Consider the following 25,672-nt stretch of genomic DNA (forward strand, 5'->3'; position numbering starts at 1 on the left):
CACCCCGGCACTGCGCGTGTGCTGGCCACGTCGCAGCCCGTGCCCGGGGGGTTCTCGGTGGTCGTCAAGAAGGACCTGCCCGCCGATGCGCGCAACCGGCTGGCCCAGTGGTTTGGCGCCACGCCAGCGTCCACCGGCCTGCCGCCTGTCACCCTGCGCCCCGAAGCCACCGAATACCGCCGCGTGGCCGAGCTGGGCCTGTTCACCCCCACCAGCCTGCCGGGCGTGAGCCGCATCACCGCCCGCGAGGCCCAGACCCTGCTGGCGCAGGGCGCCACGCTGGTGGACACACGCACCGAGAAGGAATTCAAGGCCAAACGCATCCGGGGTGCGGTGTTTGCGGCCTATGTGGAGAAAAGCCTCAAGGACGTGGCCTTCAATGCGGCGCAGGACGACTTCCAGGCGCTGGACAAGTTGCCGGGCCTGGACAAGGCCAAGCCGGTGATCTTTGCCTGCAATGGCGCCGAATGCTGGAAGTCCTACAAGGCAGCCAAGGTGGCGGCCGCCAAGGGCTACAAGTCGGTGTACTGGCTGCGCGGCGGCCTGCCCGAATGGGATGCCATCGGCCTGCCCACCGAGGGCGGTTGAGCGCTCCGCAGTGGAACCACCGGGGCTTTTGCCCCGTTCCGTACAATCGCTTGCAACTCAACACCCAAGGGCGCGCAAGGCGCCCTTTGTATGGAAATAGCAATACTGTTCGCCCTCATCTTCCTCAACGGCCTGTTTGCCATGTCAGAGATCGCTCTGGTCACTGCGCGCAAAGCCCGGCTGCAAAAGCTGATTGATGAGGGCGATAGCGGCGCCGCCGCTGCCGTGAAGCTGGGCGAAGACCCCACGCGTTTTCTCTCCACCATCCAGATCGGCATCACGTCGATTGGTGTCCTGAACGGTATCGTGGGCGAGGCCGCACTGGCCGCGCCGCTGGCCGCCTGGCTGGAGCGCCTGGGTGTGCCGCTGCCTTACGGGGGCTATGCGGCCACCGGTCTGGTGGTGGTGCTGATCACCTATTTCTCCATCGTGGTGGGCGAGCTGGTGCCCAAACGCATCGGCCAGTCCTACCCCGAGACCTTTGCCCGCCTGGTGGCGCGCCCCATCAACCTGCTGGCGCTGGCGACCAAGCCCTTTGTGCTGCTGCTGTCCACCTCCACGCGCACGCTGCTGCGCCTGTTGGGCGTGAAGGAAACCAGCGGCAGCCCGGTGACCGAGGAAGAAATCCACGCCATGCTGGTGGAAGGCACCACGGCCGGTGTGATCGAGTCGCACGAGCACACCATGGTGCGCAATGTGTTCCGCCTGGACGACCGCCAGATCGGCTCGCTGATGGTGCCGCGCGGCGACGTGGTGTGCCTGGACATCGATGCGCCGTTTGAAGACACGCTGCAGCGCATCGAAGAGTCGGACCACGCCCGCTTTCCGGTGGTGCGGGGCGGCATGGACAACATCCTGGGCGTGATCAACGCCCGCCAGTGGATGGCCAAGGCCCTGCGCGACCGCAGCCAGGGCCTGAACCAGCAGACGCTGCAGACCGCGCTGTATGTGCCCGAGACCATCACCGGCATGGAGCTGCTGGACAACTTCCGCCTGTCGGACGTGCACATGGCGTTTGTCATCGATGAATACGGCGAGGTGCAGGGCATCGTCACGCTGCAGGACCTGATCGAGGCGATCACGGGCGAGTTCCAGCCGCGCGACCCGGAGACCTCGTGGGCGCTGCAGCGCGAAGACGGCAGCTGGCTGCTGGACGGCCACATCCCCGTGCCCGAGCTGAAGGACCGCCTGAACCTGGACGCCGTGCCCGAAGAAGAGCGCGGCCGCTACCACACCCTGAGCGGCATGATCATGCTGCTGACGGGCCGCCTGCCCAAGGTGACCGACACGGTGCAGTGGGAAGACTGGAAGCTGGAGGTGGTGGACATGGATGGCAAGACCATCGACAAGATCCTGGCCACGCGGCTCACGCCCGAAGAAAAGGCCGAGGCCGAGGACAGCCCGGCCCTCTGACCCCAGCACCTGCGCTCAGGCCTGCGGCCCGCTGTCCACAAACACGGTGAGCACCCCGGTGTAGCCGTAGAGGTGGTGGTGGGCGATCTCGCCGCCCGCAAAAAAACCGGCCAGCGGCACATCGCCCAGCGCATGGCGCACGATCTGCAGCTCGGCGCTGGGTCCGCCAAAATGCGGCCCGCCCCGGCCCGAGCAACTCACGTAGATGGCGCCACAGATGCGCCGCCCGGTCTGGGGCAGCACCCCGGCGCCGGGCGTTCCGGGCGCCGGGGCGGGGCCGCCCCGCGCCTCGGACGACGATTCCAGCGGCGCGGGCTCCAGCTCTTCGGGCGACAGCTCCTCGCGGATTTCGGCGCAGATGCGCATCAGGTCGGCGCGTGCCGCCGCCACATTGCGCTGGCAGAACGCCAGGTGCATGCCCGCTTCCACCTGGTCGGCCAGGGCCACGCCCCGGCGGCTGCCGTCGAGCCCCACGATGTGGCGCACGCGCGTGTCGGTACCGAAGTGGCCCGTGCGGCGCTGGCCCTGGGGTTGTTCACCGGCACTCACCAGCCCGGCCAACGTGGCGCGCACCTTGCGGAGCGCGGGCTGCGGGTCGCCACCATCGAGCGATACCTGCAGCGTGTCGAGCAGCACATCGAGCGCGGGCTCGCCGTCGAGCGTGAGCACCACGTTGTCCTGCGCGGCGGTGATGCTGTGCAGCGCGCCCACGGGCTGGCAGCCCTGCGTGACACGCGACACCAGGGCCACCCCGGCATCAAACGCCACGCCCGACAGGCCGCCATCAAACACCCCGCTGGCACCGCCCTGCCCGGCCATGTTGCCGTCGCCGCCCACCGCAAACTGCACGCTGGCCGTGCGGCTGGCGCTGAGGCCGCCAAACAGGTAGCCGGACTCGGTACGCGCCGCCATTTCGGTCAGCAGCCCGGCCAGCTCGGGCGTGTGGCCGTCGGCATGCACCAGGGCCGTGTGCGCTACAAAACCGCTGCCCGGGCGGGGCGCATGCGTGGGCAGCGGCGCCACGCCCGAGAACACGCGGTACTGGTCGGCGGGCACATCCAGCAGCATCACCGACAGTGCGGGTTCGTCAAAATATTCGGCGTTGTTGGCCGACACCCCCACACCCACGGTGCCGCTCCAGTCGGTCACCTCGGGCAGCTCAGCGCTCAGGTGGTCGAGCAGCGCCTGAGCATCGTTGCCGTAGTGGTCGGTGATGTAGAGCAGGCCCAGCGTGGGCGCTGTCGCGTATTCGGGCAGCGCCATCTGGGCGCGCAGCTGCGCCAGCACCAGCGCAGCCGCCATGCGCCACTGGGGGTGGGTGGCGTGGCCGGTTGGGAAGAGTTTCATGGTGAGGGTCTCCGTGCCGGGGCGCGCGCCCGGGTGGCGCTCCGCCTGCGGGCGCTGGCTCAGCCTGCTCGCTTGCGGGCAGCCGGGCTGCGGGTGCTGCTGGCCTTCTTGGCCGCAGGCTTGGTGGTGGTCGTGCGCGCTGCAGGTTTCTTGGTGGCGGCGGTCTTCTTGGCGGCGCCCGATGTGGCAGACCGCTTGGCACCACCCTGCATGGTCTGCATGCCCTTGGCCGCAAACTGGCTGGCCATGCCGGTGGCCGTCTTGAGGGCCTCCTTGGCCAGGCCCGTGGCCATGTTCTTGGTGGTGTCGATGGCGGTCTGCTTGGCCGCGTCCTTCATGGCGTTGGCGGCGATCTGCTGGAACTGGCTGGTGAGCGCGCCCCACCACTGCATCGGGTCCACCACGGCGGGCTCGGGCGTGTCAGCGGCCTTGCCCTTGGCTTTGGGCTTCGCTTTCGCAGCGGGTGCGGGCTCGGCATCGGCCTCTGTTTCTTCAGGGGACTCTTCTTCGGCAGCGGCACGGCCCGTCACGCGGGCGGCGGCGCTGGTCACGGCCTCTGCGGCACCGGTCACGGTGTCGGCGGCTTTCTGCACGCCGCTCATCACGGTGTCGGCGGTCTTGAGCTTGAAGGCGTTGGCCACGTCGCCCATGCTGAAGTTCATGCCCTTGAGCGTGGCCAGGGTCATCTTCTGCACCTCCAGCGCCTGAATGGTGGCGGCCAGCGCGCGCGAGTTCTGCTCCAGCCAGAACTGCACAGCCTTGAGCTCTTCGATGCGCTTTTCCAGTTCTTCCACACTGATGGTGGGGGCCACCCAGTTGGAGAGGTTGGGCAACTGCGGAATGCTGCTGGACGCCCCCTTGGCCAGGCTTTGCAGAAAGTCAAAACCGGGGACGAATTTGCCGAAACCGAAGTTGTTGGATGTGTCGCTCATGGCCGCTCCGCAAGAGGTGGATCTGGGTGGGTCTGTGATGGGGCCACAGCTTACTCCAATGCGTCGCGGCCGGAAGGGGCAGATTCCCGCCCCTGCACGCTCAGTCGCGCTCAGTGCTTGTGGCCGTGCCCGTGGCCTGCTGGTGCAGCGCCGCCCGGGGGCGTGGTGGCCACGGGCACGCTGATGTTGAGCTTGCTCTCGGCGCCCTTGGCGTCCTGGAACACCAGGGTCAGCGGCACGGCGGTGTCCTTGACCAAGGGGGCCTTCAGGTCCAGCAGCATGACGTGGTAGCCGCCGGGCTTGAGTTCCACCGTCTTGCCTGCGGGCAGGTCCAGCGCGGGGATGGCGCGCATCTTCATCACGTCGCCGTCCATCTTCATCTCGTGCACCTCGGTCACGCCTGCGGCGGGCGATTCGGCGCGCACCAGGCGGGCGCCTTCGGGGGCCGTAAGGCGCATGAAGGCGCCCGTGCCCTTCTGGCCCTGCACGCTGGCGCGCGCCCACGCGCCTTCTACCTTGACGGTAGCGGTCTGCGCCCAGGCAGGGGCGCTGGCAAAGGCGGCCACCAGCGTGGCGGCCAGGGCGGCGGTGTGAAGCAGTTTTTTCATGGTGAAGATTCCTTGTTCAACGTAAATGTGGAGGGGCAGAAAGGCTGCCTCTTTTTGGTCAATCAGTGATTGTGGGCACCGGCGCCCGCGCCGGGCAGGATTTCCAGCGCGGCGGCAGGGGACTTCAGGTCCGACATCTTTTGCCCGGCCTTGGGCACCTCCACCCAGTCGTTGCGGCCTTCGGCGCAGGCCTGGCGCACGGGCCAGTACACGATGCCCGCCTGCGCGGGCGCGGTGGCGACCAGCACGAATTCGTCGTAGTGGGCACTCTGCAGCATGTCCTCCGGTGTCTTCGCCGTCCAGGTCACGCGCACCACATCTTCGGTGATGCTGCGGCCGTGGCTGCTATAGGGCTGGGCGAGCTTTTCGCGCTGCACCTCCAGTGCCCAGCCCGGCTTGGGCATGGGGCGCGCGCCGCGCATGCCCGCCGGGATGTCCACCGCGATCTGCCGCGTGGGCGACGCACCGCAGCCGTGGCCCACCTTGAATGTGGCCTTGTAGCTGGCGCCCGCCGGGGCGACCTGGTATTCCAGTACCACATGGGCGGATGCAGCACCAAAAAGGCCTCCTGCGCCTGTCAGCAAAGCGATTACAGCTATCTTTTTCATAGTATTGAAAGGCATGGGATGTATTCCTTTCAGAGACTGACCTTGAGCTCAGCGAGGTAGGTGCGCTGCGGGTAGGGGTGGAAGTTCCAGAACTGGTAGTTGTTCAGGTTGTCGATGCCCACGGCAGCACTGACCTGCTTGGTAATCTGGTAGCGCACCCGCACATCGGTGGTGAAGTAGCGGCTCGCGCCCTGGTAGGCAAAGCCGTTCACGTCGGTGTTGTCGAGCGTGCTGTACTGCCTGCCGCTATAGCGTGCGCCCAGGGTGTACGACCATTTGTCGTCCATCCGGTAGGTGGCCACGGCGCTGGCGCGCCACTCGGGGATGCGCGGCTGCCATTTGCCCACGCTGGCGGGGAACTTGTCGTTGCGGGTGATCTTGGAATCCGTCCAGGTCAGGCTGCTGCCCAGCTCCAGCCCGCGCATGAAGACGTTGGCGGCCTGGTACGACAGCTCCAGCCCCTTGGTACGAATCGCGCCCACGTTCTGCACGTTGGTCACGTTGGGTGTGACGAGCACATTGGTCTGGGAGTACAGCGCGTCTTTGGTGCGCTCAAAAAACGCGGTCAGGCGCAGCAGCCCGTTGCCCATGTCGCGCTCCGCCGTCAGCTCCGTCGTCCAGCTCTTTTCGGGCCGCAGATTCGGATCGTTGTTGATGAGCGTGCCGCTACCACTGATGCCACCCTGGTACAGCTCGGCCACCGTGGGCATGCGCACGGCGCGGCCGGTGGAGGCCTTGAGCACCCACAGGTCGGTGGCCTGGTAGGCCACAGCCGCCTTGGGCGAGACATAGGTCTCATTGCGCTCGGGGTGGCTCAACGTGGTGGTGGCATTGCCGGTCTGGCCGTTGCTGGCGCTCCAGCGCTCGGCGCGGGCGCCCAGCACGGCCTTCCATTGGGGCGCAATCTTCCAGCTGTCTTGCGCCCACAGGCCCAGCAGCTGGGTGTCGCCGTTGAAAGCCTGGTTGCGGGCGCCTGCTGCGCCGTTGATCCAGTTCGTGGTGGCGTTCTCGATGGTGCGCAGCCGGTAGCTGTCGCGCTGCAGGCCAAAGTCCACAATGTGCGCGCCTTGCACCCCATCGGGCCGCCAAGTGCCCTTGGCGGCCAACGTGTTCCAGCCCGTGCCCTTGCTGTTGACAATGCGGCCCGCGCCGCCGTTCAGCGCGGCGGGCAGCGCGGCGGTGGCGGCACGCAGGGTGTCGGTATGGTAGTCGTACAGGCTGGCGGCCACCTCCCAGTCGAACGTGCCTTGCGTGCGGCTCTTGATCGACAGGCCGTGCATGAAGTGCGTGAGGTTCTCGTTGGAGACATTGAAGTCCGTGGGCGCGAGCGCAAACGAGCGCCCATTGATGTTGACCGTGCCGCTGTAGACCACATTGCCGTTGGCATCTCGCAGGTAGCTGGTGGGCCGCCCTTCGGACTCGTTGTGCCACCAGCCCAAGGTATAGGCCGCGCGCACGGTGGGCGAGAAGTCGTAGGCGATCTTGGCCTTGACGTGGTCTTGCTGCGTGTGGTACTGCGTGGCCGTGCCCAGCAGGTACCAGGGCTGGTTGCTGCGGTTGTTGCCCGGCACAGCGCCCGTCACGGGTGTGCCCGCGTTACCCACGTTGCCTGCCGACACGAGGCGCGTGGGGAAGGTGAGCGGCTGGCCTTCGCTGTCGGTCTTGCTGAAGTTGAGGAACCAGGACCAGTCGCCACTCTTGTTGCCCACCGAGGCGCTGACCTGCTTACCGGCATAGGTGGCGTTGGTGCCATACAAGTCAAACGGCTGGTGCTGGACGCTGACCTTGCCATGCGCCTCGAACTGGGTCGGCATGCGCGTGACGTAGTCCACCACCGCGCCCACAGAGTTGCCCGCATAGGCGGCCGAGAACGGGCCGTAGAGCACGTCCACCCGCTCGATCTCCTCGGGCGTGACCAGCATCCAGCGCGGTGCGTTGGTGGGGCCGTTGCCCAGGTAGTTGGAGAGCAAGATGCCATCGGCAAACACCATGGACCGCGCCGGATTGCCCGTGCCCGAGGCGCGGGTGGACAGTACGGCATGGTTGTAGTCGCCGATGTAACGCTTGCGCACCAGCAGGCTGGGCAGGTACTTGAGCGCGTCTTCACTGTCGGTGGCGTTGATCGAATGCTCGATCTGCTCGCGCGTCACGCCCTCGATGGTGGTGGGGATCTGCGTGGGCAGCGAGGTGGGCTGGCCGCCGGTGATGGTGACCACGCCCAGTTCCTTGACGGGGGCATAGCTGGGCTCAGCGGGTTGGGCGAACGCCGGGGCAGCCCCGGTGAACGTGCAGCCCAGGACGATGGGAAAGGCACTGGCCAAGGCCAGCGCCATGCGGCTTTTGCGCATGGGAACTCCTGAATTTCAAGCCAAATAGGCCGCTTGCGCGCGATGGACAAGCGCAAGCAGCTATCAAAAAAGTAGCAAAATCAGGAGAAGGCCGGGGGCCCGCGCGGCGGCAGCGGCGCAGCAGTGCGCGCAGCAATGTGCGCGGCAGGGATGGGGCGCAGCGCATGCGCCAGAGGGTGGAACACAGGAAGCCGTGCCTGCGCGGCAGGCGGCGGTGCACCCACTTGGGCGCACAGGGGGCAGTCCAGCGTGTGGCTCTGCATCTCCTGGGCACCATCGTCCGTCTTGACCAGCAGCTTGATCGCACCCGAACCCGAGCAGATCAGCTCCATGGCCTGCGGGTTGACCAGCGGCGACGCCACGGCCACGCCCATGGACACCACAAACCACGCCAGCACCAGGCGGGCGAGCCAGCCAAGGCTGCGGAGGGTTTGCAGGGAGAAGCGCATGAGGGCCCGATTGTAGGTGGCGCCAACCGCGAGGCCTTGTCCGGGGTCATCTGCGCGACGGACGGCGCCCCCGCCCGCACCTAGGATGTACGCTGCATTCACCCCTACAACGGAGACAACCCCATGCTGACACTCTGTGGCTTTTCGGCCAGCAACTACTACAACAAGGTCAAGCTCGCCCTGCTCGAAAAAGGCCTGCCGTTCACCGAAGAACTGGCTTGGGTGGGCGAGACCGACCGCAGCGCCAGCCCGCTGGGCAAGGTGCCCTACCTGCGCACGCCCCAGGGCCCGCTGTGCGAATCAGCGGTGATCGCCGACTACATCGAGGCCGCCCACCCCGCGCACCCGCTGATCCCCACCGACCCCTACCAGGCCGCCAAGGTGCGCGAGCTGATCACCTTTCTGGAGCTGCACCTGGAGCTGGTGGCGCGCAACCTGTACCCGCAGGCCTTCTTTGGCGGCACGGTGAGCGACAGCGCCAAGGAAAAGGTGGGCGCGCAGCTCACGAAGAACATCGCCGCCTTCGGCCAGCTCGCCAAGTTCAGCCCCTATGTGGGTGGAGACAGCTTTACGCTGGCCGACTGTGCCGCCATCGTGCACCTGCCGCTGGTCAGCTCAGCCACCAAGATCATCTATGGCCGCGACTACCTGGCCGAGCTGCCCGTGCGCGAATACCTGACCCGCATGGGCGAACGGCCCCACGTGCAGCGCGTGAACGCAGACCGCAAGACCAACACGGCGGAGATGCTGGCGCGGCCACCCAAGCGCTGAAGCCGCCTCCCAGCGCAGGGTCTTCATCCCTTGACCTTGGTCAACCGAGGTCGTCCCGCGCTGGCGCACCATGCAGGCATCCGATCACCCTTGAGGAGACACTGCATGGACAAGACCCAGGCCGCCCCATTCCTCCAACAGTTGCGGGCCCAGCAATCCGAGTTGTTGGCCCAGCTGGCGGCACAGCGCGGTGGCACCATCGGCCGGGCCGAGGCCGCCGCAACGCATTTTGGCCAGCCCGAAGACCCGCGCGCCCAGCTGGCCACCGAACGTGAACTGGCGTTCGCGCTGGACGAGCACGAAACTGCCCACCTGGCCGCCGTGGAGGCGGCCCTGGCCCGCATCGAGGCGGGCACCTACGGCGAGTGCACGGACTGCGGCGCCCACATCACCGCAGCCCGCCTGCACGCCACCCCCGAGGCGGCACGCTGCGTGCACTGCCAGGAGAAGGCCGAGCAGCACCGGCGGACAGCCTGAGGGCGAGCCTGAAACCGGACACCGGCTGCTATCCTTTGCGGGATGCGCAGCCTCTTTCACCTCGCTTTCCACGTCACCGACCTCGATGCCGCCCGCCGCTTCTATGGCGGCGTGCTGGGTTGCCAGGAGGGGCGGAGCACCGACACCTGGGTGGACTTCGACTTCTTCGGCCACCAGATCTCGCTGCACCTGGGCCCCCCGTTTGCCAGTGCCCGCACCGGCCATGTGGGCGACCATCTGGTGCCCATGCCCCATTTCGGCGCCATTCTGGAGCTGCCCGACTGGCATGCGCTGGCGGCGCGGCTGAAAGCGGCAGGCACGGCCTTTGTGCTGGAGCCCCAGGTGCGTTTTGAAGGCCAGCCGGGCGAGCAGTGGACGATGTTCTTCCACGACCCCAGCGGCAACCCGATCGAGATCAAGGGCTTCCGATCGCTGGACGCGGTGTACGCCACATGAGCTACACGTTCGCGTCGGCCACCATCTTGCTGCTGCTGATCACCGATCCGCTGGGCAACATCCCCATTTTTGCCAACGCGCTGCGCGGCGTGGCGCCCGAGCGGCGGGCGCGGGTGATCCTGCGCGAGGTGCTGATCGCGTTTGCACTGCTGCTGGTGTTTCTGTTCTTCGGGGCGGAGTTTTTGCGGGTGATGAACCTGAGCGATTTATCGCTGCAGATTGCTGGCGCGGTGGTGCTGTTCCTGATCGCACTGCGCATGATCTTTCCTTCGGCAGACGGTCCGCAGGCGGAGCTGCCGGGCGAGCCGCTCATCGTGCCGCTGGCCATCCCTGCGCTGGCAGGCCCGTCGGCCCTGGCCACGGTGATGCTGCTGGTCGCCCAGGCGCCCGAGCGCAAGCTCGAATGGGTGGGCGCCCTGTGCGTGACCATGGCGGTGTGCGCCATTGTGCTGCTGATGGCCGAACGCATCCAGCGCCTGGTGGGCGAGCGCGTGGTGATGGCGTTTGAGCGCCTGATGGGGCTGATCCTGGTCGCCATCTCGGTGGAGATGCTGATACGCGGCATCAAGCAACTCGCGCACCAGCTCTAGCCCACAGCCAGCGGGGCGCACCGCCCCGCGCCCGCTTCAGCGCCGCTGCAGCAGGGGCATGGAGCCCAGCGCGAACACCGAGTTCGGCACCCCCACCCGGGCCATCAGGGGGCGCGGCTTGGGCGGGAGTTTGGGCTTGGCAGCCACGGCGGGCGCGGCGTCTTCCAGTGCGCCCCCTTTTTCGAGCTGCTGGGCCACCAGGTCCTGCAAGGTGACCGACTGCAGGTACTCCATCACGCGCAGGTTGAAGGTGGACCACAGTTCGCCGGTCATGGACTTCACCTGCGCCGCCTGGCCCGCGCCCAGGTTCTGCAGGTCGTCGGCCTTGAGGTTCTCGACCGCCAGGATGATCTCGGCCACCGACACCTGATCAGCGCGGCGGGCCAGCGTGTAGCCACCACCGGGCCCGCGCGTGCTGTCCACCAGCCCGGCACGGCGCAGGGCGCTGAACAGCTGCTCCAGGTACGAAAGGGATGTGCCCTGGCGTGCACTGATGGTGGACAGGGCCACCGGCCGCATTTTCTGGCGCAGGGCAAGGTCGGTCATGGCCGACACGGCAAGTTGTCCTCTGGTAGTGATACGCATGGTTGCTACTCCTCAGAACAGGTTCTCATGAACGCTGACAGTTCCTTCCCGGGCGGAGCGCGCCACGGACAAGGGCCAAGCCTGCAATGTAGAGATTTTGACACTTCGCGTATATTCGTTTTATTGAGTTTTATTGCTCGCTTTTTTCGAAGTGTTTCACTGAATCGCACCATGAACTTCAAGCACCTGCGCTATTTCTGGACCGTGGCCAAAGCAGGCGGCGTGATGCGCGCTGGCGAGCAGCTGCACACCACCCCCCAGACGCTGTCCGGGCAGATCAAGCAGTTGGAGGAGTGGCTGGGCCACGACCTGTTCAGAAAGCGAGGCCGGGGCCTGGAGCTGACTAGCGAAGGCCGGGTGGCCCTGGGCTATGCCGAGCAGATCTTTGCGCTGGGGGATGAGCTGGAGAAGTCCATCCGCCTGTCGCGCGGCCAGGAGAAGCCGCTGGAGTTCCGCGTGGGGGTGGCCGACTCGATTGCCAAGTCGGTGGCCTACCATCTGCTGGAGCCCGCGTTGGGCATGCCACAACGGGTGCACATGACCTGCCACGAAGGCAAGTTTCCCGAGCTGATCGCGCAGCTGAGCCTGCACAAGCTCGACCTGGTGCTGGCAGACGAGCCGGTATCCAAGAAGATTGGTGTGAAAGCCTTCAACCACCCGCTGGGCACCAGCGGCATGAGTTTTTTGTGCGCACCCAGCCTGCGCGCCCAGCTGGAAGGGCCCTTTCCGCAGTGCCTGCATGGTGCACCCATGCTGATCCAGGGGCCCATGACGTCAGTGCGGCAGCAACTGGACCATTGGCTCAACAAACACCACCTGCAACCCCGCCTTGTCGGCGAGTTCGACGACAGTGCGCTCATGAACGCGTTTGGCCGCCAGGGCCGGGGCATTTTTACGTCCCCCACGGTACTGGACGAGGAGACCACCGCCCAGTTCGGCGTGGAGGTGATCGGCCGGTCCACCGAGCTGGTGGAAGAGTTTTTCGCGATTTCCGTCGAACGGCGGATCACGCACCCCTGCGTCGTTGCGATCACCAAGGCAGCCAAGGCCGATCTTTTCGCCCGCTGAAGAAGTCGTTTCACCCCTTTCCACTGGACGGAGGATCAAGATGTTTCCGGATTCTGCGCCCGAAAGAACGTTGCATGGATGGGCGGACTGGGGACTTCCAGGCCCCGCCTCCGCTCCTACCGCCCTTGGAGTCAGCGCAAAACAGATGGGGGCGCGCTGGTACTGCAACGAACCGACGGCGGTGAGCACAAGGCTCCAAGAGAAAAGGCCCGATCCAAGATAGCAACGGCAAAAACAAAAACGCCCACTGAGGAGTGGGCGTTTTGCAAAGCGGAGACCGCTGTATTTGGTTGCGCGAGAAGGATTTGAACCTCCGACCTTTGGGTTATGAGCCCAACGAGCTACCAGACTGCTCCATCGCGCGGTAAAAAATAAATTATACCCTATTATTCCGCAGCTGCCGAATTATTTTCGGTTTCTGCAGCACGATCGACCAGTTCGACCAGTGCCATGGGCGCGTTGTCACCCACGCGGAAACCCATCTTCAGAATGCGGGTGTAACCACCAGGACGCACCTTGAAACGGGGGCCCAGGTCGTTGAACAGCTTGGTCACGCTATCGCGGTCGCGCAGGCGGTTGAAGGCCAGGCGGCGGTTGGCCACGGAGTCTTCCTTGGCCAGGGTGATCATGGGTTCGATCACGCGGCGCAGTTCCTTGGCCTTGGGGACCGTGGTCTTGATGGCCTCATGCTCGATGAGCGAGTTCATCATGTTCTGCAGCATCGCGAGGCGGTGCGAGCTGGTGCGGTTGAGTTTGCGGAGGCCGTGTCCGTGGCGCATGGTGCTTTCCTTCTACTGTCTATGTAATTAAATCGGACAGCCGTGTCAGGTACTGTCCGAGGCACTCTTCCCTTTGGCGTCTTGCTTCCAGGGAACAAAAAATCCTCCTTGCGGAGGACTGAAAAACCGGGTCCCCTTTTCGGGAAACCCAGAATTATAACGTTCGCTTAGCGCTTGTCCAGACCAGCTGGTGGCCAGTTCTCAAGCTTCATGCCCAGCGTGAGACCACGCGAGGCAAGCACTTCCTTGATTTCATTGAGCGACTTGCGGCCCAGGTTAGGCGTCTTGAGCAGTTCGTTCTCGGTGCGCTGGATCAGATCACCGATGTAGTAGATGTTTTCGGCCTTCAGGCAGTTGGCAGAACGCACGGTCAGTTCCAGCTCGTCCACAGGACGCAGCAGGATCGGGTCGAACGTGGCATTGCCACGTGGGCCTGCAGGTGCGTCGAACGCAGCCAGCTCGCCACCTTCCAGCTGCGCGAACACAGCCAGCTGTTCCACCAGGATCTTGGCCGAGGCGCGCACGGCGTCTTCGGCGGTGATGGCACCGTTGGTTTCGATCTCGACAACCAGCTTGTCCAGGTCGGTACGTTGTTCAACGCGGGCGCTTTCCACGGTGTAGCTCACGCGCTTCACAGGAGAGAACGATGCGTCCAGAACAATCCGGCCAATCGACTTGGTCGATTCGTCGGCATAGCGGCGCAGGTTGCCCGGCACGTAGCCACGGCCCTTCTCGACCTTGATCTGCATGTCGAGCTTGCCGCCTTGCGACAGGTTGGCAATTACGTGATCAGGGTTCACGATTTCGACATCGTGAGGGGTCTGGATATCACGGGCCGTCACCACGCCTTCGCCGTCCTTGCGCAGGCTCAGCGTGACTTCGTCGCGGTTGTGCAGCTTGAACACCACACCCTTGAGGTTCAGAAGTATGTTGACCACATCTTCCTGGACACCGTCGATCGACGAATACTCATGCAGAACGCCTGCAATGGTGACTTCCGTCGCTGCGTAACCCACCATGGACGAGAGCAGGACGCGCCGGATGGCGTTGCCCAGCGTGTGGCCGTAACCACGCTCGAACGGCTCCAGTGCGACCTTGGCACGGTTGTGGCCAAGCTGCTCGACATTGATCGCCTTGGGTTTCAGCAAATTGGTTTGCATTCAGACTTCCTCTCAATACCCCCAGCTCGTTACACCGGTAAGGCTGGTGAAGCGCCTAAACCGCGATGCCTCGCGGTTCAGGGACGGTTTTCTTGATTGACTGACTCGACCGATTAGCGCGAGTACAACTCAACGATCAGCGATTCGTTGATGTCGGCACCGAATTCATCGCGGTCAGGCGTCTTCTTGAAGATGCCTTCTGCCTTGTCGGCGTTCACTTCCACCCATGCAGGCATGCCAACTTGGGCTGCCAGCTGCAGGGCTTCCACAACGCGGGCTTGCTTCTTGGACTTTTCACGCACAGCCACCACATCACCGGCCTTGACCAGGTAAGAAGCGATGTTCACGGACTTGCCGTTCACGGTGATCGCCTTGTGGGACACCAGTTGACGTGCTTCGGCGCGGGTCGAACCGAAACCCATGCGGTACACGACGTTGTCCAGACGCGATTCCAGCAGGAACAGCAGGTTGGCGCCGGTGTTGCCCTTCTTGCCGTCTGCGGCTTCGAAGTAGCGGCGGAACTGCTTTTCCAGCACGCCGTACATGCGCTTGACCTTCTGCTTTTCGCGCAGTTGCAGGCCGTAGTCGGAGGTACGTGCACCCGAAGTGCGGCCATGTTGGCCGGGCTTGGAGTCGAACTTGGACTTGTCAGCGATCGAGCGACGAGCGCTCTTCAGGAACAGGTCCGTGCCTTCACGGCGGGAGAGTTTGGCCTTGGGGCCGAGGTAACGTGCCACTTGAGCTTCCTTTGTGTCATCTACCGCAAACCATTGCGGGAGCCGCCTGAGGCGCTTGCGCGCTCACAGGCGGCGGTGGGCTTAGAGAAAATTAGATACGACGGCGCTTTTGAGGGCGGCAGCCGTTGTGGGGCACAGGCGTCACGTCGGAGATCGACGTGATGCGAATGCCCAGCGCGCCCAGAGCGCGCACCGAGGATTCACGGCCAGGACCAGGACCCTTGATTTCAACGTCAAGGTTCTTGATGCCTTGGTCGATGGCAGCGCGACCTGCGACTTCCGAAGCCACCTGGGCCGCGAAAGGAGTGGACTTGCGCGAGCCCTTGAAACCTTGGCCACCGGACGAAGCCCACGACAGAGCGTTGCCCTGGCGATCGGTGATCGTGATGATGGTGTTGTTGAACGAGGCGTGCACGTGGGCAATGCCGTCCGAAACGTTTTTCCGGACCTTCTTGCGAACGCGCTGAGCTGCGTTATTGGCAGGAGACTTAGCCATGATGATCTTTCAATCTTTATTTCTTCAGTGCAGCAGCACCCTTGCGCGGACCCTTGCGAGTGCGTGCATTGGTACGGGTGCGCTGACCACGCATTGGCAGACCGCGGCGATGGCGGAAGCCACGATAGCAGCCGATGTCCATCAAACGCTTGATGTTCATCGTGGTTTCGCGGCGCAGGTCACCTTCAATGGTGAACTGCTCGATTTGCTCGCGAATTTTTTCCAGATCGCCGTCCGTCAGATCCTTGATCTTCTTGGAGTAAGCGATACCAGTTGCTTCGCAGATCTTGCGAGCGCGGGTGCGACCAATGCCAAAAATGGCGGTCAAACCGATTTCCGCGTGCTTGTGCGGCGGAATGTTAATGCCAGCGATACGTGCCATATGCGTCCTCTAATACTTTCCAATCAACCTTGGCGCTGCTTGTGACGCAGATCCGTGCAGATCACACGCACCACACCCTTGCGGCGGATGATCTTGCAGTTGCGGCAGATTTTTTTGACCGAAGCCGAAACTCTCATTGCATTCTCCTAAAACTTTTCCATCCGTCCCGGCTGCTTCGCACGGAACACAATTTGTGCCCGCGAAAAATCGTGGGGCGCCAACTTAATCGACATTCAGTCGTTTGCAAGCGGCACCGCCATGCGGCTACCGCTTTCCGTCATCCTCAACCGCCGGGATTGCCCTTGAAATTGGCTTTCTTGAGCAGTGACTCGTACTGTTGCGACATCATGTAGTTCTGGACCTGGGCCATGAAGTCCATGGTCACGACCACAATGATCAGCAGTGATGTTCCGCCGAAGTAAAACGGAACGTTGTACTTCAGGATCAGAAACTCTGGCAGCAGGCACACAAAGGTGATGTACACGGCACCGGCCAAAGTCAGGCGGACCAGGATTTTATCGATGTAGCGTGCGGTCTGCTCACCTGGGCGAATGCCCGGGATGAACGCACCACTCTTCTTCAGGTTGTCTGCAGTTTCACGGCTGTTGAAAACCAGCGCCGTATAGAAGAAACAGAAGAAGATGATCGCTGCGGCATAGAACATCACATAGATGGGCTGACCAGGAGTCAGAGCACCCGAAATGTCCTTCAACCAACGCATCGACTCACCAGCACTGAACCAGTTCACCACCGTTGCAGGCAGCAGGATGATCGACGAGGCAAAGATCGGAGGAATCACACCCGCCATGTTCAGCTTGAGGGGCAAGTGCGACGATTGACCACCGTACACCTTGTTCCCCACCTGACGACGGGCATAGTTCACCAAAATCTTGCGTTGGCCACGCTCAACAAACACCACGAAGTAAGTCACCAGACCGACCACGAGGACGATGAAGATGGCCGCCAGGATGCTCATCGCACCAGTACGCACCAGTTCCAGCAGTCCACCGATCGAACTCGGCAAACCCGCAGCGATGCCAGCGAAGATGAGGATGGAAATACCATTCCCCAGGCCCCGCTCAGTGATTTGCTCACCCAGCCACATCAAGAACATCGTACCGGCGGTCAAACTCACCACAGCCGTCAGACGGAAACCAAAGCCAGGGCTCAACACCAAGCCAGCCGAGCTTTCCAGCGCCACCGCAATGCCCAGCGACTGGAACAGGGCCAAGCCCAGTGTGCCGTAACGGGTGTACTGCGTGATCTTCCGACGACCGGCTTCACCTTCTTTTTTCAACTGCTCAAACGCGGGCAACACGTAGGTCATCAGCTGCATGATGATCGACGCCGAGATGTACGGCATGATCCCCAAGGCGAAGACCGTGAAGCGCGACAGCGCACCACCCGAGAACATGTTGAACAGGTTCAGGATGCCGCCTTGCTGGCCGCTGAAAAGCTGCTGAAGTTGGGCTGGATCGATACCGGGCACAGGGATATGAGCCCCGATGCGATACACGACCAGCGCAAGCAACAGAAAAACCAGACGACGACGCAGGTCGCCGAACTTGCCGGTCTTTGCAATTTGAGCCGCGCTAGTAGCCACAGGTGCCTTCCTTCAGTGCCGAACTCAGGCGACGCTGCCGCCAGCAGCCTCGATGGCCGCCTTGGCACCTGCCGTGGCGCCCACACCGTTCAGCTTGACCGCCTTGGTGAGGGAACCGCTCTTGATCACCTTGACCACCTTGGCCAGCTCGCCGATCAGGCCGGCTTGCTTGAGCGCCAGGACATCCACTTCGGCCAGGCCGAGTTGGTCCAGTGCCGTCAGCGTCACTTCTGCATTGAACTTGAGCAGGTGCGACTTGAAGCCGCGCTTGGGCAAGCGACGTTGCAGAGGCATTTGACCGCCTTCGAAACCCACCTTGTGGTAACCACCGGAGCGGGACTTCTGGCCCTTGTGACCACGGCCAGCGGTCTTGCCCAGGCCGGAGCCGATACCACGGCCTACACGGCGCTTGGCATGCTTGGCGCCGTCTGCGGGCTTGATGCTATTGAGTTCCATGATCTATCTCTCAGACGATTTTGACCAGGTAGCTGATCTTGTTAATCATGCCGCGCACTTCGGGCGTGTCCTGCAGCTCGCTCACGCTGTTGAGCTTGCGCAGGCCCAGGCCGCGAACGGTGGCGCGGTGCGATTCCTTGGTGCCAATCGGGCTGCGCACCAGTTGAATCTTGACGGTTTGTTGCGTAGTCATATTCAAACTCCGGTTCAGGCGAAGATGTCTTCGACCGTCTTGCCGCGCTTGGCAGCAACATTCGACGGAGTCGTCGAATTGACGAGCGCATCGAACGTGGCGCGAACCATGTTGTACGGGTTGGACGAGCCGTGGCTCTTGGCCACGATGTCGGTCACACCCAGCACTTCGAAGACTGCGCGCATAGGACCGCCAGCGATGATACCGGTACCCTTGGGGGCGGGCGCCATCATCACAACAGCGGCGCCATGGTGGCCCGTCACATTGTGGTGAATGGTGCCGTTCTTCAGGGACACCTTGACCATGTTGCGGCGGGCTTCTTCCATCGCCTTTTGCACAGCAGCAGGCACTTCCTTGGACTTGCCCTTGCCCATGCCAACGCGGCCGTCACCGTCGCCAACCACCGTCAGTGCGGCGAAACCGAGAATACGGCCACCCTTCACGACTTTGGTCACGCGGTTGACCGCGATCATTTTTTCGCGCAGACCGTCGTCTTGACCTTCGCTCTGCACTTTGGGTTGAAATTTAGCCATTTTGTATTCCGCTCCGCTTAGAACTGCAGGCCGGCTTCACGGGCTGCGTCGGCCAGGGCCTTGACGCGACCGTGGTAGGCAAAGCCTGCGCGATCAAATGCAACCTTCTCGACGCCTGCTGCCTTCGCCTTTTCAGCGATGCGCTTGCCGATGATCTGGGCTGCAGCGGCATTGCCACCCTTGCCCGAACCGCCGAGCGACTTGCGCACATCGGCTTCGGCCGTGGAAGCGCTGGCCAGCACCTTGCTGCCGTCGCCGGAAATCACACTGGCGTAGATATGGAGGTTCGTACGGTTCACGGTGAGACGCGCCACGCCTTGCTGTGCAATGCGGATGCGGGTCTGACGCGAACGACGAAGACGCTGCTCTTTCTTGGTCAACATGTTGCAGCTCCTTATTTCTTCTTGGTCTCTTTGATCGTGATCTTTTCGTCCGCATAACGGATGCCCTTGCCCTTGTAAGGCTCGGGAGGACGAACAGCACGGATCTCGGCAGCGATTTGACCGACGCGTTGACGGTCAGCGCCCTTGATCACCACTTCCGTGGGGGTAGGGGTAGCCACCGTGATGCCAGCGGGCATTTCGATGTTGACCGGATGCGAGTAACCGACAGCCAGGTTCAGCTTGGAACCCGAAGCGGCGGCCTTGTAGCCCACGCCCACCAGGCTCAGCTTCTTCTCAAAGCCCTTGCTGACACCAACCACCATGTTGTTGACCAACTGGCGAATCGTGCCGCTCATAGCATTGGCTTCGCGGGAGTCGTTGACGGGCTCAAAGCTGAGCTTGCCGTCATTGCTCGACACCTTCACCAGCACGTTTTGTGCAAGCGACAGGGCGCCGCCAGAACCCTTCACGGAGATCTGGTCATCTTTCACGGACACATCCACACCTGCGGGGATGGTCACGGGCATTTTTCCTACTCGGGACATTTCAGTTTCTCCTCAATGCCGCGGGTTAGGCCACGTAGCACAGCACTTCGCCACCAACACCGGTAGCGCGCGCCTTGCGGTCGGTCATCACGCCCTTGGGCGTCGTGACAATTGCCACACCCAGACCGTTCATGACTTGTGGAATGGAATCACGGCCTTTGTAGACACGCAGACCAGGGCGGCTGACGCGCTCGATGCGCTCAATCACGGGGCGGCCTGCGTAGTACTTCAGGGCAATTTCGAGTTCCGACTTGCCAGCTTCGGTTTTCACCTGGAAGCCGTCGATATAACCTTCGTCCTTCAGCACCTGGGCGATGGCGATCTTCACTTTGGAAGAAGGCACCAGAACCGTGGCCTTGGAGACCATCTGTGCATTACGGATGCGGGTCAGCAAGTCAGCGATGGGATCACTCATGCTCATGTTTAATCTCTCCTGCCTGCTTACCAGCTGGCCTTGGTGACACCAGGGATGTCGCCATTGAAAGCCAGTTCGCGGATCTTGGCGCGGGCCAGACCGAATTGACGGAAGGTGCCGCGTGGACGACCGGTGATTTCGCAACGGTTGCGCTGACGCGTGGGGTTGGCATTGCGTGGGAGCTTCTGCAGGCCCAGACGGGCTGCATCACGCTCTTCGTCGCTGCGCTTGGCATCGCCAGCGATTGCCTTCAGTTCCGCATACTTGGTTGCGTACTTGGCTGCCAGTTTTTCGCGCTTCAGTTCGCGCTGGATCAAAGCTACTTTAGCCATGCTTCGCCTCAGTTCTTGAACGGGAAACGGAAACCAGCGAGAAGCGCCTTGGCTTCTTCGTCGGACTTGGCCGTCGTGGTGATGCTGATATTGAGACCGCGCAAAGCGTCAACCTTGTCGTACTCAATTTCAGGGAAGATGATCTGTTCTTTGACGCCGATGTTGTAGTTACCACGGCCATCAAAGGCGCGACCGGAGATACCACGGAAGTCACGGACGCGGGGCAGAGCCACGGTCACGAAACGGTCCAGGAACTCATACATCTGCACGCCACGCAGCGTGACCATGCAACCGATGGCCTGGCCTTCGCGGATCTTGAAACCGGCGATAGCCTTCTTGGCCTTGGTCACCACAGGCTTCTGACCAGCAATCTTGGTCAGGTCGGCCACGGCGTTGTCCATCACCTTCTTGTCCGAGACTGCTTCGCTCACGCCCATGTTCAGGGTGATCTTGGTCAGACGGGGAACCTGCATCGGCGAGGTGTAACCGAACTGCTTGGTCAGCTCGGGAGCGATCTTGTCGCGGTAAATGTCTTGGAGTCGTGCCATGTTTACCCCTTAGGCCGCCTTGATTTCAGCGCCGCTGGACTTGAACACGCGAACGCGCGAACCGTCAGCCTGCACCTTGATGCCCACGCGATCAGCCTTGCCAGTAGCGGCATTGAAGATGGCCACGTTGGACTGGTGAATCGGCATGGCCTTTTCGATGATGCCGCCGGTCGTGCCCTTCATGGGGTTCGGCTTGGCGTGCTTCTTGACCAGGTTGATACCGTCGATGACGAGGTGGGAGTCATCCTTGCGCAGCGTGACGGTGCCACGCTTGCCTTTGTCACGGCCGGTCAGCACGATGACTTCGTCGCCCTTGCGAATCTTGTTCATGGCGCGTCCTTAGAGAACTTCAGGAGCCAGGGACACGATCTTCATGAACTTCTCGGTACGCAGTTCACGCGTCACGGGTCCAAAGATGCGGGTGCCGATGGGCTCCAACTTTGCATTCAGCAACACTGCAGCGTTGCCGTCGAATTTGACGAGCGAACCGTCGCCACGACGAATACCCTTCGCCGTGCGAACCACCACTGCGCTGTAAACCTCGCCTTTTTTGACGCGGCCACGTGGAGCGGCTTCTTTGATGCTCACCTTGATGATGTCGCCCACGCTTGCATAGCGACGCTTCGAGCCACCCAGCACCTTAATGCAAAGGACGGACTTGGCGCCGGTATTGTCGGCAACCTCTAACCGAGATTCTGTCTGGATCATTTCAATATTCCCAACTTGCACCAGAAGACAACAGCCCCAGAGAACCTCTCAAGGGCTGCAGATCAGCCAGTCAGTCTTGGGCCCGTCGTCCGCACCGCAAACCATTTGCAGCACTTCCCGCTGGGCAGAAACTTCACGCTTTGAACGCGAAGCCCTCGATTATGACAAAGGACTTTTATGAAGTCAAGCCCTCTATCACAAAGGAACGTGCAGGTACTGCTGGGCCAAGGCCTGGAAGGCCTCCAGTTGGGGGTCGCTCCCCAATTCCTCGCGCAGGATGCCTGCCACCGCAGGCGCGAGCTGGATGGCCTGGCGCGCATCCAGGAACAGCAGCCGGGAGCGGCGCGCCAGCACGTCTTCCACCGTGCAGGCGTACTCGTGCCGCGCGGCAAAACGCACCATCGCCTCGGTCAGGCCACCGCCCAACACCGTCTGCGCCCCGGGGATCGCCTGTACGTCGGCCGCCTCGCTGCCATAGGAATGCAACCCTTGCGCATCGCTGATGCGGTGCTGCACAGGCGCCTGGGGGGTGCCCACCAGGGGCAGCTGATTGGTCACACCGGCGGGTTTTGCAGGGAGCAGGCCCGTGGCGAAGCATTTTTGCAACACATCCTCGGCCATGGCGCGGTAGGTGGTCCATTTGCCCCCCGTCACGGTGATCAGCCCGCTGCGGCTGGCGAGCACCGTGTGCTCGCGGCTGATCTTTTTGGTGTTGTCGCCGTCGTCGTCCTGCGGCTTCACCAGGGGGCGCAGCCCCACCCAGATGCTGCGGATGTCCTCGGCCTTGGGCGCGCGGGTGAGGTAGCGGGCAGATTCCTCCAGGATGAACCGCACCTCCTCCCGGAAGGGCTCAGGCTCACGCACCACGTCCTGGCGCGGGCTGTCGGTGGTGCCCAGAATGAGCTTGCCCAGCCATGGCACGGCAAACAGCACGCGGCCATCGGCCGTCTTGGGCACCATCAAGGCGTGGTCTGACGGCAAGAACTCGCGGTCCACCACGATGTGCACGCCCTGGCTGGGCGCCACCATGGGCTTGACGGGCCGCCCGATGGCTTCGCCGTCCATCTGGCGCAGGGTGTCCACCCACACGCCCGTGGCGTTGACCACCGACCGGGCGCGCACAGTGAACTGTTGGCCGCTGTCCGCGTCCTCGCAGACAAAACCCACGACCTTGCCGGCCTCATGGACCAGCGACTTGGCTGGACAGTAATTGACCACCAGCGCGCCCAGGCTGGCCGCCGTGCGCGCCAGAGCCAGGGCCAGGCGGGCATCGTCAAACTGTCCGTCCCAGTACTTGACGCCGCCTTTCAGGCCTTCGGTACGGGCGGTGGGAAGGCACCGCAAGGTGCTCTCGCGCCCCAGGAACTGGGTGGCACCCAGGCCGGCCTTGCCCGCCAGCGCGTCATACATCATCAGCCCGACGCCGTAGAAGGGGGTTTCCCAGAAACGGTACGACGGCATCACGAAAGGCAATGGCTGCGCAAGGTGGGGGGCGTTGTGCAGCAAGGTGGTGCGCTCATGCAGCGCCTCGCGCACCAGGGCGATGTTGCCCTGCGCCAGGTAACGGACTCCACCATGCACCAGCTTCGTGGCGCGGGACGACGTCCCTTTGGCAAAGTCGTGCGAATCCACCAGGACCACGCTGAAACCGCGCGCCGCCGCATCCAGCGCAACCCCCAGCCCCGTCGCCCCCCCGCCGATCACGGCGAGGTCATAGTGGTGCGGCTGGGCCAGACGGGCCAGCAGGTCGGCGCGTTGCGTAGGAAGGGGGGCGGAGGCAGTGGTCATGGGGGTGATTGTCCATGGATGAAGCAAAAATTAAGGGTTTACCCTTGAATTCTTGACACTTCCGGGGAGGAAACCGCCCTCGACGCGCTGGTCATCGGGGGCGGTATGGAGTGAAAAAGGCAGCCAGAGACCTTATGAGCCCTGGCTGCCTGTGGATGTTGTCAAAACGCGGAGGTCACAGACTCAACGCGTTTTGCCGTCCTTCCAGGCCTGCAGCAACTTGTCGTAGGCAATGGTTTCGCCCTTCGGCTTTTCGTTGGCCAGCTTCTTCCAGGGAGCCTGCTTGTCGCTCAGCCACTTGTTGGGATCACTCTTGGCATTGAGCTTGGGCGCGCAGTGAGCCATGCCAGCGCGCTCCAGGCGGGCCATCACCTGGTCCATTTCGTCGGCCAGGGTGTCCATGGCACCTTGCGGGGTCTTTTCACCCGTCACGGCCTGGGCCACGTTCTTCCACCAGAGCTGGGCCAGCTTGGGGTAGTCGGGCACGTTGGTACCGGTGGGCGACCATGCCACGCGGGCGGGGCTGCGGTAGAACTCCACCAGGCCACCCAGCTTGGGTGCCATGTCGGTCATGGCCTTGGACTGGATGTCGGACTCGCGGATAGGCGTCAGGCCCACCATGGTCTTCTTCAGCGACGTGGTCTTGGCGGTCACGAACTGGGCGTAGAGCCAGGCGGCAGCCGTCTTGTTGGCGTCGTGGTCCTTGAAGAAGGTCCAGCTGCCCACGTCCTGGTAGCCGTTCTGCATGCCTTGCTTCCAGTACGGGCCGTTCGGGCCGGGGGCCATGCGCCATTTGGGCGTGCCGTCGGCGTTCACCACGGGCAGGCCGGGCTTGGTCATGTCGGCCGTGAAGGCGGTGTACCAGAAGATCTGCTGCGCGATCTGGCCCTGGGCGGGCACGGGGCCGGCTTCGCCGAAGGTCATGCCCGTGGCTTCCTTGGGCGCGTACTTCTTCATCCAGTCCACGTACTTGGTCAGGGCATAGACGGCGGCCGGCGAGTTGGTCGCACCACCGCGGGCCACCGAGGCACCCACCGGTGTGCACTTGTCGTCGGCCACGCGGATGCCCCATTCGTCGATCGGCAGGCCATTGGGCGCGCCGATGTCGGCCGTGCCCGCCATCGAGAGCCATGCATCGGTGAAGCGCCAGCCCAGCGAAGGGTCCTTCTTGCCGTAGTCCATGTGGCCATAGATCGGCTTGCCGTCGATGTTCTTTACGTCGTTGGTGAAGAACTCGGCGATGTCTTCGTAGGCGCTCCAGTTCAGCGGCACGCCCAGGTCGTAGCCGTACTTGGCCTTGAACTTGTCCTTGATGTCCTTGCGGTCGAACAGGTCGGCACGGAACCAGTACAGGTTGGCGAACTGCTGGTCAGGCAGCTGGTACAGCTTGCCATCGGGGCCGGTGGTGAACTTGGTGCCGATGTAGTCCTTGAGGTCAATGCCGGGGTTGGTCCACTCCTTGCCTGCACCGCCCATGTAGTCGGTCAGGTTCATGATCTTGCCGTAGCGGTAGTGCGTACCGATCAGGTCCGAGTCCGAGATCCAGCCGTCATAGATGGACTTGCCCGACTGCATGGAGGTCTGCAGCTTCTCGACCACGTCGCCTTCCTGGATCAGGTCGTGCTTGACCTTGATGCCCGTGATTTCCTCGAACGCCTTGGCGAGCGTCTTGGATTCGTATTCGTGGGTGGTGATGGTTTCGGACACGACCGAAATTTCCTTCACGCCCTTGGCCTGGAGTTTTTTGGCTGCGTCGATGAACCACTTCATCTCGGCCATCTGCTGGTCTTTGCTCAGCGTGGATGGCTGGAATTCGCTGTCGATCCACTTCTTGGCCTCGGCCTCGCCGGCCCAGGCAGCCTGCCCCATCGCCAGGGCCGCGGCGGCGAAAGCGATCGCCTTGAACTGCATCTTCATTGCTGTCTCCTCTCAGATTGAGACCCCCATTGGTAGACCGGCACCAACCCGGGGGGGAACCAGGCCAGGCCTTCGACACTACAAAAACAATAGCTATAAACGCTTACCCATCAGGCGTAAACTGCCATTTTTCTCCTTAACCCTTGCGCATGATCAGCGCCAGCAGCGCCATCGACACCACAAAGCTGATCCAGATCGACGGATCGCCCTGCAGGCTGAACCACTGGGCCAGCTTGCCGCTGATGCCCACAAAGATCAGGTTCACGTAGGCGGCCGACAGCAGCCCGATAAAGAGCCGGTCGCCGCGCGTGGTCTCCAGGGGCAGGAAACCCTTGCGCATGGTTGTGGGCGACTTGATCTCCCACACCGCCATGCCCACCAGCATCAGCACGATGCACGTAAAGAACACCGCCACCGGCAGCGTCCAGGCCATCCAGTCAAACATATCGCTGCCTCC

At 63.0% G+C, this 25,672-nt stretch carries 34 protein-coding genes and 1 tRNA gene; 7 read left to right on the top strand and 28 right to left on the bottom strand.

From position 1 onward, the window contains the following. On the top strand, positions 1-588 hold a 588-nt coding region (locus tag AC07Z7_RS16545), incomplete at its 5' end, for a rhodanese-like domain-containing protein (protein WP_494766938.1). Positions 589-678: 90 nt separating this feature from the next. Then, complete coding sequence (locus tag AC07Z7_RS16550; RefSeq protein WP_094290337.1) at positions 679-2,001, top strand: hemolysin family protein; 1,323 nt, start codon at positions 679-681, stop codon at positions 1,999-2,001. 15 nt (positions 2,002-2,016) lie between these two features. Here the strand turns inward: AC07Z7_RS16550 and AC07Z7_RS16555 are convergent, their stop codons facing one another. From AC07Z7_RS16555 to AC07Z7_RS16580, 6 genes are all read right to left on the bottom strand, one after another. Further along, the gene (locus AC07Z7_RS16555) at positions 2,017-3,348 is read right to left on the bottom strand and encodes an FIST signal transduction protein (RefSeq protein ID WP_494766939.1); all 1,332 of its coding nucleotides are present in this window, start codon (positions 3,346-3,348) and stop codon (positions 2,017-2,019) included. 59 nt (positions 3,349-3,407) lie between these two features. Continuing rightward, complete coding sequence (locus AC07Z7_RS16560; RefSeq protein ID WP_494766940.1) at positions 3,408-4,280, bottom strand: PhaM family polyhydroxyalkanoate granule multifunctional regulatory protein; 873 nt, start codon at positions 4,278-4,280, stop codon at positions 3,408-3,410. Between the two features lie 110 nt (positions 4,281-4,390). Further along, entirely contained in the window at positions 4,391-4,888 is a 498-nt protein-coding gene (locus AC07Z7_RS16565) for a copper chaperone PCu(A)C (protein ID WP_494766941.1), read from the bottom strand. A 62-nt stretch (positions 4,889-4,950) separates the two neighbouring features. Next, positions 4,951-5,511 (bottom strand): YcnI family copper-binding membrane protein, encoded by a 561-nt coding sequence (locus AC07Z7_RS16570; RefSeq protein ID WP_494766942.1) that lies wholly within the window; start codon positions 5,509-5,511, stop codon positions 4,951-4,953. A gap of 14 nt (positions 5,512-5,525) precedes the next feature. Then, a complete protein-coding gene (locus tag AC07Z7_RS16575) occupies positions 5,526-7,844 on the bottom strand; it encodes a TonB-dependent receptor (RefSeq protein ID WP_494766943.1) in 2,319 nt (772 codons plus the stop codon). Between the two features lie 80 nt (positions 7,845-7,924). Next, complete coding sequence (locus AC07Z7_RS16580) at positions 7,925-8,293, bottom strand: DUF2946 family protein (RefSeq protein WP_252658831.1); 369 nt, start codon at positions 8,291-8,293, stop codon at positions 7,925-7,927. Between the two features lie 123 nt (positions 8,294-8,416). Here AC07Z7_RS16580 and AC07Z7_RS16585 point away from each other — a divergent pair, with 123 nt between their 5' ends. The 4 genes from AC07Z7_RS16585 to AC07Z7_RS16600 all read left to right on the top strand — a co-directional run bounded on the left by AC07Z7_RS16585 (position 8,417) and on the right by AC07Z7_RS16600 (position 10,587). Continuing rightward, on the top strand, positions 8,417-9,064 hold the full coding sequence (locus AC07Z7_RS16585; protein ID WP_494766944.1) for a glutathione S-transferase: 648 nt from the start codon (positions 8,417-8,419) through the stop codon (positions 9,062-9,064). A 105-nt stretch (positions 9,065-9,169) separates the two neighbouring features. After that, on the top strand, positions 9,170-9,541 hold the full coding sequence (locus tag AC07Z7_RS16590; protein WP_494766945.1) for a TraR/DksA family transcriptional regulator: 372 nt from the start codon (positions 9,170-9,172) through the stop codon (positions 9,539-9,541). A gap of 42 nt (positions 9,542-9,583) precedes the next feature. Further along, positions 9,584-9,997, top strand: a complete 414-nt coding sequence (locus tag AC07Z7_RS16595) for a VOC family protein (protein ID WP_252658833.1) — start codon at positions 9,584-9,586, stop codon at positions 9,995-9,997. Beyond that, on the top strand, positions 9,994-10,587 hold the full coding sequence (locus AC07Z7_RS16600) for a MarC family protein (protein ID WP_094290347.1): 594 nt from the start codon (positions 9,994-9,996) through the stop codon (positions 10,585-10,587). Before AC07Z7_RS16595 ends, AC07Z7_RS16600 begins: the two co-directional genes overlap by 4 nt. Positions 10,588-10,623: 36 nt before the next feature. On the opposite strand, the gene AC07Z7_RS16605 is transcribed toward AC07Z7_RS16600, so the two are convergent. Beyond that, the gene (locus tag AC07Z7_RS16605; protein WP_094290348.1) at positions 10,624-11,172 is read right to left on the bottom strand and encodes an Rrf2 family transcriptional regulator; all 549 of its coding nucleotides are present in this window, start codon (positions 11,170-11,172) and stop codon (positions 10,624-10,626) included. Positions 11,173-11,343: 171 nt separating this feature from the next. Between AC07Z7_RS16605 and nhaR the strand changes: the two genes are divergently transcribed. After that, positions 11,344-12,240, top strand: coding sequence for a transcriptional activator NhaR (gene nhaR / locus AC07Z7_RS16610; protein ID WP_494766946.1), 897 nt, complete (start codon positions 11,344-11,346; stop codon positions 12,238-12,240). A gap of 287 nt (positions 12,241-12,527) precedes the next feature. Here nhaR and AC07Z7_RS16615 read toward each other — a convergent pair. The 21 genes from AC07Z7_RS16615 to AC07Z7_RS16715 form a co-directional block, all read right to left on the bottom strand. After that, positions 12,528-12,604: transfer RNA gene (locus AC07Z7_RS16615), tRNA-Met, on the bottom strand. A 22-nt stretch (positions 12,605-12,626) separates the two neighbouring features. Beyond that, positions 12,627-13,019 carry a 50S ribosomal protein L17 gene (gene rplQ / locus AC07Z7_RS16620; RefSeq protein ID WP_063462385.1) on the bottom strand — a complete coding sequence of 131 codons (393 nt, stop codon included), beginning with the start codon at positions 13,017-13,019 and terminating at the stop codon, positions 12,627-12,629. Positions 13,020-13,186: 167 nt separating this feature from the next. Further along, positions 13,187-14,179 carry a DNA-directed RNA polymerase subunit alpha gene (locus tag AC07Z7_RS16625; RefSeq protein ID WP_100408937.1) on the bottom strand — a complete coding sequence of 331 codons (993 nt, stop codon included), beginning with the start codon at positions 14,177-14,179 and terminating at the stop codon, positions 13,187-13,189. Between the two features lie 113 nt (positions 14,180-14,292). Then, positions 14,293-14,916 carry a 30S ribosomal protein S4 gene (rpsD, locus tag AC07Z7_RS16630; RefSeq protein ID WP_026435318.1) on the bottom strand — a complete coding sequence of 208 codons (624 nt, stop codon included), beginning with the start codon at positions 14,914-14,916 and terminating at the stop codon, positions 14,293-14,295. Positions 14,917-15,007: 91 nt separating this feature from the next. Continuing rightward, a complete protein-coding gene (rpsK, locus tag AC07Z7_RS16635; protein WP_005793662.1) occupies positions 15,008-15,412 on the bottom strand; it encodes a 30S ribosomal protein S11 in 405 nt (134 codons plus the stop codon). A gap of 16 nt (positions 15,413-15,428) precedes the next feature. Next, complete coding sequence (rpsM, locus tag AC07Z7_RS16640) at positions 15,429-15,794, bottom strand: 30S ribosomal protein S13 (RefSeq protein WP_008906516.1); 366 nt, start codon at positions 15,792-15,794, stop codon at positions 15,429-15,431. Positions 15,795-15,817: 23 nt separating this feature from the next. Continuing rightward, entirely contained in the window at positions 15,818-15,931 is a 114-nt protein-coding gene (gene rpmJ / locus AC07Z7_RS16645) for a 50S ribosomal protein L36 (protein ID WP_005793651.1), read from the bottom strand. A 146-nt stretch (positions 15,932-16,077) separates the two neighbouring features. Then, positions 16,078-17,397: a preprotein translocase subunit SecY gene (secY, locus tag AC07Z7_RS16650; protein WP_063462384.1), complete on the bottom strand. Its 1,320-nt coding sequence runs from the start codon at positions 17,395-17,397 to the stop codon at positions 16,078-16,080. 24 nt (positions 17,398-17,421) lie between these two features. After that, positions 17,422-17,853, bottom strand: coding sequence for a 50S ribosomal protein L15 (gene rplO, locus AC07Z7_RS16655; protein ID WP_056420309.1), 432 nt, complete (start codon positions 17,851-17,853; stop codon positions 17,422-17,424). 10 nt (positions 17,854-17,863) lie between these two features. After that, entirely contained in the window at positions 17,864-18,046 is a 183-nt protein-coding gene (rpmD, locus tag AC07Z7_RS16660) for a 50S ribosomal protein L30 (RefSeq protein WP_063462383.1), read from the bottom strand. 14 nt (positions 18,047-18,060) lie between these two features. Continuing rightward, complete coding sequence (gene rpsE, locus AC07Z7_RS16665) at positions 18,061-18,579, bottom strand: 30S ribosomal protein S5 (RefSeq protein ID WP_034711783.1); 519 nt, start codon at positions 18,577-18,579, stop codon at positions 18,061-18,063. A gap of 17 nt (positions 18,580-18,596) precedes the next feature. Beyond that, positions 18,597-18,962 (bottom strand): 50S ribosomal protein L18, encoded by a 366-nt coding sequence (gene rplR, locus AC07Z7_RS16670; protein WP_005793639.1) that lies wholly within the window; start codon positions 18,960-18,962, stop codon positions 18,597-18,599. A gap of 11 nt (positions 18,963-18,973) precedes the next feature. Then, positions 18,974-19,507, bottom strand: coding sequence for a 50S ribosomal protein L6 (rplF, locus tag AC07Z7_RS16675; protein WP_063462382.1), 534 nt, complete (start codon positions 19,505-19,507; stop codon positions 18,974-18,976). 25 nt (positions 19,508-19,532) lie between these two features. Then, positions 19,533-19,928 carry a 30S ribosomal protein S8 gene (gene rpsH, locus AC07Z7_RS16680; RefSeq protein ID WP_005793636.1) on the bottom strand — a complete coding sequence of 132 codons (396 nt, stop codon included), beginning with the start codon at positions 19,926-19,928 and terminating at the stop codon, positions 19,533-19,535. Positions 19,929-19,948: 20 nt separating this feature from the next. Next, the gene (gene rpsN, locus AC07Z7_RS16685; RefSeq protein WP_015016017.1) at positions 19,949-20,254 is read right to left on the bottom strand and encodes a 30S ribosomal protein S14; all 306 of its coding nucleotides are present in this window, start codon (positions 20,252-20,254) and stop codon (positions 19,949-19,951) included. Positions 20,255-20,262: 8 nt separating this feature from the next. Then, complete coding sequence (gene rplE / locus AC07Z7_RS16690) at positions 20,263-20,802, bottom strand: 50S ribosomal protein L5 (RefSeq protein WP_015016018.1); 540 nt, start codon at positions 20,800-20,802, stop codon at positions 20,263-20,265. Positions 20,803-20,811: 9 nt separating this feature from the next. After that, on the bottom strand, positions 20,812-21,132 hold the full coding sequence (gene rplX, locus AC07Z7_RS16695) for a 50S ribosomal protein L24 (RefSeq protein WP_015016019.1): 321 nt from the start codon (positions 21,130-21,132) through the stop codon (positions 20,812-20,814). 9 nt (positions 21,133-21,141) lie between these two features. After that, on the bottom strand, positions 21,142-21,510 hold the full coding sequence (rplN, locus tag AC07Z7_RS16700) for a 50S ribosomal protein L14 (RefSeq protein ID WP_007861702.1): 369 nt from the start codon (positions 21,508-21,510) through the stop codon (positions 21,142-21,144). 195 nt (positions 21,511-21,705) lie between these two features. Beyond that, positions 21,706-23,298, bottom strand: coding sequence for a glycerol-3-phosphate dehydrogenase/oxidase (locus tag AC07Z7_RS16705; protein ID WP_252658835.1), 1,593 nt, complete (start codon positions 23,296-23,298; stop codon positions 21,706-21,708). A 183-nt stretch (positions 23,299-23,481) separates the two neighbouring features. Further along, positions 23,482-25,215 carry an ABC transporter substrate-binding protein gene (locus tag AC07Z7_RS16710; protein WP_094290351.1) on the bottom strand — a complete coding sequence of 578 codons (1,734 nt, stop codon included), beginning with the start codon at positions 25,213-25,215 and terminating at the stop codon, positions 23,482-23,484. Between the two features lie 136 nt (positions 25,216-25,351). Next, on the bottom strand, positions 25,352-25,660 hold the full coding sequence (locus AC07Z7_RS16715) for a DUF2160 domain-containing protein (protein ID WP_063462377.1): 309 nt from the start codon (positions 25,658-25,660) through the stop codon (positions 25,352-25,354). Positions 25,661-25,672: the final 12 nt, after the last annotated feature.

Source organism: Acidovorax sp. GW101-11A03 (genome assembly GCF_059424825.1).